This window comes from Mycobacterium sp., from assembly GCF_049585075.1.
Taxonomy (GTDB): Bacteria; Actinomycetota; Actinomycetes; order Mycobacteriales; family Mycobacteriaceae; genus Mycobacterium.
In genome coordinates, this window is the sequence record NZ_JBAUZA010000230.1 from 1 (window position 1) to 7,370 (window position 7,370).

At 65.6% G+C, this 7,370-nt stretch carries 7 protein-coding genes; 2 read left to right on the top strand and 5 right to left on the bottom strand.

Annotated elements, in window-relative coordinates:
* The 3 genes from ruvX to WB785_RS11030 all read right to left on the bottom strand — a co-directional run.
* On the bottom strand, positions 1–447 hold a 447-nt coding region (gene ruvX / locus WB785_RS11020; protein ID WP_424079114.1), incomplete at its 3' end, for a Holliday junction resolvase RuvX.
* Complete coding sequence (gene alaS / locus WB785_RS11025) at positions 448–3,150, bottom strand: alanine--tRNA ligase (protein WP_424079115.1); 2,703 nt, start codon at positions 3,148–3,150, stop codon at positions 448–450.
* A 125-nt stretch (positions 3,151–3,275) separates the two neighbouring features.
* Entirely contained in the window at positions 3,276–3,665 is a 390-nt protein-coding gene (locus WB785_RS11030; RefSeq protein ID WP_424079122.1) for a secondary thiamine-phosphate synthase enzyme YjbQ, read from the bottom strand.
* A gap of 122 nt (positions 3,666–3,787) precedes the next feature.
* On the opposite strand from WB785_RS11030, the gene WB785_RS11035 reads away from it, so the two are divergent.
* Together WB785_RS11035 and WB785_RS11040 are read left to right on the top strand one after the other, a co-directional pair.
* On the top strand, positions 3,788–4,414 hold the full coding sequence (locus WB785_RS11035; protein WP_424079116.1) for an antibiotic biosynthesis monooxygenase: 627 nt from the start codon (positions 3,788–3,790) through the stop codon (positions 4,412–4,414).
* Between the two features lie 193 nt (positions 4,415–4,607).
* Complete coding sequence (locus tag WB785_RS11040) at positions 4,608–5,228, top strand: antibiotic biosynthesis monooxygenase (protein WP_424079123.1); 621 nt, start codon at positions 4,608–4,610, stop codon at positions 5,226–5,228.
* A gap of 2 nt (positions 5,229–5,230) precedes the next feature.
* Here WB785_RS11040 and WB785_RS11045 read toward each other — a convergent pair whose 3' ends face one another.
* The gene (locus WB785_RS11045) at positions 5,231–5,566 is read right to left on the bottom strand and encodes a hypothetical protein (RefSeq protein WP_424079118.1); all 336 of its coding nucleotides are present in this window, start codon (positions 5,564–5,566) and stop codon (positions 5,231–5,233) included.
* A 191-nt stretch (positions 5,567–5,757) separates the two neighbouring features.
* Positions 5,758–7,089, bottom strand: a complete 1,332-nt coding sequence (locus WB785_RS11050; protein ID WP_424079120.1) for a replication-associated recombination protein A — start codon at positions 7,087–7,089, stop codon at positions 5,758–5,760.
* Positions 7,090–7,370: the final 281 nt, after the last annotated feature.

Genomic DNA, 7,370 nt, shown 5'->3' on the forward strand with positions numbered 1-7,370 from the left:
ACCCTGCAGGATCGCCACCGCCGCCGCCTGGTCGATGACCCTACGCTGGCTTTTGGCCCGCATCCCCGCCTGCTGCAACGATCGCTGGGCGCTGACGGTCGTCAGCCGCTCGTCGGCCAGCCGCACCGGGATCGGCGCAATCCGCGAGGTCAGCTCGCCGGCCAACTCGATCGCATCGCGGGCCGACGGGCCCGTGCGATCGGCCAGCGTTCGAGGCAACCCGACGACCACTTCGACCGCCTGCAGCTCGGCGACCAGCTCGACCAGCCGTCGCAGATGCTTGCCGGACCGGTCGCGGCGGACCGTTTCCACCGGCGTGGCCAGGATGCCGTCCGGATCACTGCAGGCCACGCCGATGCGCACGCTGCCGACATCGATGCCGAGCCGCCGTCCGCGTCCCGGATCGTCCGCGGCGGGCCGATCCGGCAGGCGGTGTGCAGAGTCCACTCAGCCGACCCGCGCTATCTCCGCTCGCACCGCGTCGAGCGCAGCGTCGATACCCGATGCGTCCTTGCCCGAGCCCTGCGCCAGGTCGGCCTTGCCGCCGCCCCGACCGTCGACGGCTCCGGCGAGCTGCTTGACCAAGTCGTTCGCTCGGATGCCCAGGTCCTGCGCGGCAGGGTTGGCCGCGACCGCGTATGGCACGCTGCCGCCTTCACCCTCGGCGATCAACGCGACCACCGCCGGGTCGCTGCCCAGCTTGCCGCGGATGTCGCCGACCAGAGAGCGCAGATCGGCTGCGGTCATCCCGCCTGACATGCGCTGCGCCACCAATCGGACGTTACCGATGCGCTGCGCCCCGGCAGCGGCATTGACCGCGGCGGACCGCGCCGTCGCCAGCCGGGTGCGTTCGAGTTCCTTTTCCGCGGCCTTCAGTCGATCGACCAGGTTCGCCACCCGGGCGGGCACCTCTTCGGAGGGCACCTTGAGCGACGACGCCAGCCCGGCCATCAATGCGCGCTCCTTGGCCAGGTGCCGAAACGACTCCAGCCCGACGTAGGCCTCGACCCGACGCACGCCGGAGCCCACGGAGGATTCGCCGAGGATGGTCACCGGGCCGATCTGGGCTGAGTTGTGCACGTGCGTGCCACCGCAGAGCTCCAGTGAGAACGGACCGCCGATTTCTACGACCCGCACCTCATCGGGGTAGCTCTCCCCGAACAGCGCCAACGCTCCCATCGCCTTGGCCTTGTCGAGCTGCTCGTTGAAGGTGTGCACCTCGAAATCGGCTTGCACGGCCTGGTTGGTCACTTCTTCGATCTGAGTGCGTTGCTCTTCGCTCAGCGGACCCTGCCAGTTGAAGTCGAACCGCAAATAGCCCGGACGGTTCAGCGAACCCGCCTGAACAGCGTTGGGCCCCAACACTTGTCGCAACGCCGCGTGCACCATATGGGTGCCCGAGTGGCCTTGGGTGGCGCCTTTGCGCCAGCCCGGCTCCACCGCCGCGGTGACGACATCGCCCTCGACGAACTCCCCCGACTCCACGTTGACCCGGTGCACCCACAGGGTTTTGGCGATCTTCTGCACGTCGGTGACCGCGGCCCGGGCGCTTTCGCTGGCGCCGGTGCCGCTGATACTGCCGACGTCGGCGACCTGTCCACCCGACTCGGCGTAGAGCGGTGTGCGGTCCAACACGAGCTCGACCCGATCGGCGCCGGCTCCACCTTCTAAGCCGTGCGCCACCACCGGTACCCGCTTGCCGTCGACGAAGATTCCCAGGATTCGAGCCTGCGACGTCAACTCTTCGAACCCGGTGAACTCGGTGGGCCCGGCGTCAACCAATTCGCGGTAGGCCGACAAGTCGGCGTGCGCGTGTTTGCGCGCGGCGGCGTCGGCCTTGGCACGCGAGCGCTGCTCGGCCATCAATTCCCGGAAGCCGGCTTCATCGACTTGCAGGCCGGCCTCGGCGGCCATCTCCAAGGTGAGCTCGATCGGAAAACCGTAAGTATCGTGCAGGGTGAATGCATCCGACCCGGACAACACGTCGGCGCCGGATGCCTTGGTGGCACCGGCCACCTCGTCGAACAGCCGTGACCCGGACTGCAGGGTGCGGTTGAACGCAGTCTCCTCGGCTACCGCGATGCGCCTGATCCGGTCGAAATCGGCCACCAATTCGGGATACGACGGGCCCATCGCGTCACGCACGGTCACCATCAGATCGCCGACGATCGGATCCTCGATGCCCAGCAGCTTGGCTGACCGGATCACCCGGCGCAGCAGCCGGCGCAGCACGTAGCCGCGGCCGTCATTGCCGGGGCTGACGCCGTCGCCGATCAGGATCGCCGCGGTGCGGCTGTGGTCGGCGATGATGCGGTAGCGCACATCGTCGTCGTGATTGCCCGCGTCGTAGCCACGGGGCGCGCGGGCGGCCACCATGTCGATGACCGGGCGCAGCAGATCGGTCTCGTAGACGTTGTGCACGCCCTGCAGCAGCACCGCAACCCGCTCGACGCCCATCCCGGTGTCAATGTTCTTGCGCGGCAACGGCCCCAGGATCTGGTAGTCGTCTTTGGTGGTGCCTTCACCGCGCTCGTTTTGCATGAACACGAGATTCCAGATCTCGATGTAGCGCTCTTCACTGGCCAGGGGGCCGCCCTCGGGACCGTATTCCGGGCCGCGGTCGTAGTAGATCTCCGATGATGGACCACACGGCCCGGGAATGCCCATCGACCAGTAGTTGTCGGCCATGCCGCGGCGCTGAATCCGCTCGGCGGGCAGACCCGCGATTTCCTCCCATAGCGTCGCCGCTTCGTCATCATCCAGATAGACTGTGGCCCAAAGTTTTTCGCGATCAAATCCATAGCCACCCTCGGCGACGGAGTTGGTCAGCAGGCCCCAAGCCAATTCGATGGCTCCGCGCTTGAAATAGTCGCCGAACGAGAAATTGCCGGCCATCTGGAAAAACGTGTTGTGCCGGGTGGTGATCCCGACTTCGTCGATGTCGGGCGTGCGAATGCATTTCTGGATGCTGGTTGCCGTCGGGTACGCAGGGGTGCGTTGTCCCAGAAAGAACGGCACGAACTGGACCATCCCGGCATTGACGAACAACAAGTTGGGGTCGTCGATGATCACCGAGGCACTGGGCACCTCGGTGTGGCCCGCATTCACGAAATGATCGAGGAACCTCTTCCTGATCTCGTGTGTCTGCACTTCTCCGCTTTCCCTTTGCTGTCCCCTTGCCGGAAGGCCTTTCCAGCCAATTTCCAGCCTATTCAGGCCTTATCGACCGCACTACAGTACCGGCCCGGCTACCCGGACCGCCGCTTGCTGCCCTCTCAACCGTTGAGAAAACTCAATCGCACCGAGCGCCGGGGGTTGTCCCGGTTCAGGTCAACCAGAACCACGCTTTGCCAGGTGCCCAGCATCAGTTCGCCGCCCTGCACCGGCACTGTGATCGACGGCGCAACAATGGCCGGCAACACATGATCGGCACCGTGGCCCTGCGACCCGTGCGCGTGCTTGTATCGGTCGTCGCGCGGCAGCAATCGTTCCAAGGTTTCGACGAGGTCGTCGTCGGAACCGGCGCCGGTTTCGATGATCGCCACCCCCGCCGTCGCATGCGGGACGAAGACGTTGCAGAGCCCGTCGCCCCGCGGAAAGCAAAACGCACGAACTGACTCGGTCAAATCGACGATACGGCGACGCGCAGTGTCCACATCCAGCACATCGGTATTCACCGGTCCAGCCTACGTATCTGCCCATTGTCATCGCCAATCCCACGGAGGAAGGTGTGGGGTGGACCGGTGGCGCCAGCGGGGCGCTGCCCCGAGTAATGAGGGGGTGGATCGTGTACGCACGCTCTACCACTATCCAGGCGCAACCCTCGTCGATCGACGCTGGCGTTGCACATGTTCGCGACGAGATCATGCCTCGACTCCAAGACATCGACGGATGCGTCGGTTTGTCGCTGTTGGTTGACCGCCAATCCGGAAGGTGCATCGTCACCACCTCCTGGGACTCCGAAGACGCGATGCGCGCGAGCGAAGAACGCCTGCGGTCGATTCGTGACCGGGCCGCAGACGAGTTCGGCGGCATCGGCAGCCCGATGGTCGAAGAGTGGGAGCTGGCGGTCCTGCACCGAGACCACCGCTCAGGTCAGGGTGCCTGCGCGCGGGTCACGTGGGTGACAAGCGATCCCGCCCAAACGGACCAAAACATCGAGTTCTTTAAGACAGCCGTCTTACCCGATATGGAAAACCTCGAGGGATTCTGCAGCGCCAGCCTGATGGTCAACCGCGCCACGGGACGCGCCGTGTCTTGTGCATCCTTCGACAGCCGCGAAGCAATGGATCGGAACAGGGAACAGTCGAACGCCCTCAAGGACCAAAAGATTCAGGAAGCGGGCGTCGCTGAGGCAGACGAGCAGGAGTTCGAGCTGGCACTCGCACATCTGCGGGCACCCGAGCTGGTCTGATCGAGGCTTAGGGGGACACCGGCCGAACCGAGCGACTGGGTATCGGCCGTTATCTCCTTGTGCCAATTGACGAACAACCGCAGCGGCATTCTTTCTCTGGGCCCATTGCCATCGCCAATCCGCTGGAGGAAGGTGATTAATGGAACCGGTGGCGCCACCGGGCGCTGCCCCCGAGCAAGGAGGGGATCAGGCCGTGTATGCGCGCTCTACCACTATCGAGGCGCAACCGTCGTCCATCGACGCCGGGATTGCGCACGTCCGCGATGTAGTCATGCCCGCGCTCGAGAGAGTCGACGGATGCCTTGGCATGTCGTTGTTGGTCGACCGCGACTCTGGCCGTTGCATTGCGACCAGCTCGTGGGAGAACGAACAGGCGATGCGCGCGAGCGCCCGTGAGGTACGGCCGGTTCGCGATCAGGCGGCACAGACCTTCGGCGGTAGCCCGACGGTCGACGAGTGGGAGATCGCGGTGCTGCACCGAGACCACCCTTCGCGCCCGGGTGCCGGCGTGCGGGCCACCTGGCTCGTAGTGCGGCCCGACCAATTCGACCGGGCCATCGAGTTCTACCGGGAATCGGTGCTGCCCGCGATCGAGGAGCTCGAAGGTTTCTGCAGCGCGAGCCTGATGATCGACCGCACATCCTGGCGGGCGGTGTCGTCGTCGACGTTCGACAGCCTGGAAGCCATGCAGCGCAACGAAGAACGCGCGCGCTCACTGCGTACCGCACGGCTTCGCGATCTCGGTGCAGATCAGTTCGACGTCGGAGAATTCGAATTGGCCATCGCCCACCTGCGGGTGCCCGAATTGGTCTAGGTCTAGGGCAGCGAATCGCCGGGAAACCCGCGACACGCGTGCACCTCGAACGTGAAGACCCCGGCTTGCACACCGGGATCGTCGTTCATGATCGCGACGGTCTTGTCGATGCTTGGAGTGAATATGCCGACACCGCAGACATCCGAGCCATCGGTGACCGGCAGCACCACGGCCAGCACGCCGTCGTCGCGGAGCCCGAAATTACGCCGGCCATGTTCCCAAATCACCGCCGGCGCTGTGTCATCGGCGAAATTGGGGCCCTGCTTGAGGATGACGACGCTGTAGGCCTTGGCGTTTGGCAACAACACATTCATTTCGTCGTCGGTGAAGGTTTTCATGGATCTCCTTTGTCTGCCTAAACCCCACCAGACTCAGGGGTCTCTTGAGCCGCTGACTGAAGGGTTAGTGGCTTCTCTAGTTTGAACGCGCGGGTGATATCACTACGCGCGTTGATATCGCATGCGGCATGGTTTCGGAAAGCGTGTGGTGGTCGACTCTTGGTGCTGGTGTGACGGCGGAGATCATCCGGCTACCCGCGCTTGCGCCTGATGATCGACCGCAGTCGCTCGAGCCGGGCGGCAATCTCGCGCTCAACACCGTGGCCGGTGGGGCGGTAGTAGTCCACGCCCACCAGCTCGTCCGGTGGATACTGTTGCGGCACAACACCATCGGGGTCGTCGTGGGAGTACTTGTAGCCCTGCGCATTGCCCAGCGCTGCCGCACCCGAGTAGTGGCCGTCGCGCAGATGCGGCGGCACCAGACCGGCCTTGCCCGCCTTGATGTCAGCCATCGCCGCACCCAGCGCGGTGGTCACCGCGTTCGACTTGGGCGCGCTGGCGAGATGCACGGTCGCGTGCGCCAGGGTCAGCTGGGCTTCGGGCATGCCGATCAGTTGCACGGTCTGCGCCGCGGCGACGGCGGTCTGCAGCGCGGTGGGGTCGGCCATGCCGATGTCTTCGCTGGCCAGAATCATCAGCCGTCGTGCAATGAATCTCGGATCCTCGCCGGCGACCAGCATTCTCGCCAGGTAATGCAACGCCGCGTCCACGTCGGAGCCGCGCACCGACTTGATGAACGCGCTGACGACGTCGTAATGCTGATCGCCGTCGCGGTCGTAGCGCACCGCGGCCCGGTCCAGGGACTGCTCGACGGCCTCGACGGTGACCTGCTCCCCCGCTTCGGCAGCGACCTCCAACGCGGTCAGCGCGCGTCGAGCGTCCCCTGCTCCGAGCTGCACCACCAGGTCGACGGCATCGGGATCGACGACTTGCCCATTCAGCCCGCGGGGGTCGTCGATCGCACGCTGCACCACCGTGCGAATGTCTTCGGCGCTCAGCGGCCGCAGCTGCAGGATCAACGACCGCGACAACAACGGGGCGACGACGGAGAACGACGGGTTCTCGGTGGTTGCCGCCACCAGGAGCACCACCCTGTTCTCCACGGCGGACAACAGCGCGTCTTGCTGAGTTTTGGAGAACCGGTGGACTTCGTCGATGAATAGCACGGTCTGTTCGCCATGCGCGGCGGCGCGACGAGCCAGGTCGATGACCGCGCGGACTTCTTTGACCCCCGCCGACAACGCCGACAGCGCCTCGAAACGCCGGCCGGTGGCCTGCGAGATCAGCGCCGCCAGCGTGGTTTTTCCGCTACCCGGTGGGCCGTAGAGGATCACCGACGCCACGCCCGAGCCCTCGACCAGGCGCCGCAGCGGCGAGCCGGGTTGCAACAGGTGGTCCTGGCCGACCACCTCGTCGAGGCTGGCAGGACGCATGCGCACGGCCAACGGCGCAGCGGCCGAACCACTCTGCGCGTATTCGGTCAAGCTGGTCGCGTCGGGGACGTCGAACAGACCGTCGGACACGGTTCAGGCATACCACGCCACATCGACATCGGTTCGCAGTGTCCACCTCTCAGCGGGGCCGCCGAATACTTGCTAAGTTCGCGGAGGCGCGAGGCCAACTCGATAAAGCCTCCGCAACCCGCTACCGCGAGGCCAGGAGCGACAATGAGCCACCCCCCAGAGCACCCCGGCAACCCGAGCGATCCGCGGGGCAGCGACCCCCATCCCGGCAACTATCCGCCGCCACCCGGCTACCGACCACCCCCAGGGCCGCCACCCGGCTACGGACCACCCCCAGGGCC

Coding starts and splice junctions, on each gene's coding strand:
- WB785_RS11045 (WP_424079118.1), bottom strand. CDS start 5,566: ATGAAAACCTTCACCGACGACGAAATGAATGTGTTGTTGCCAAACGCC.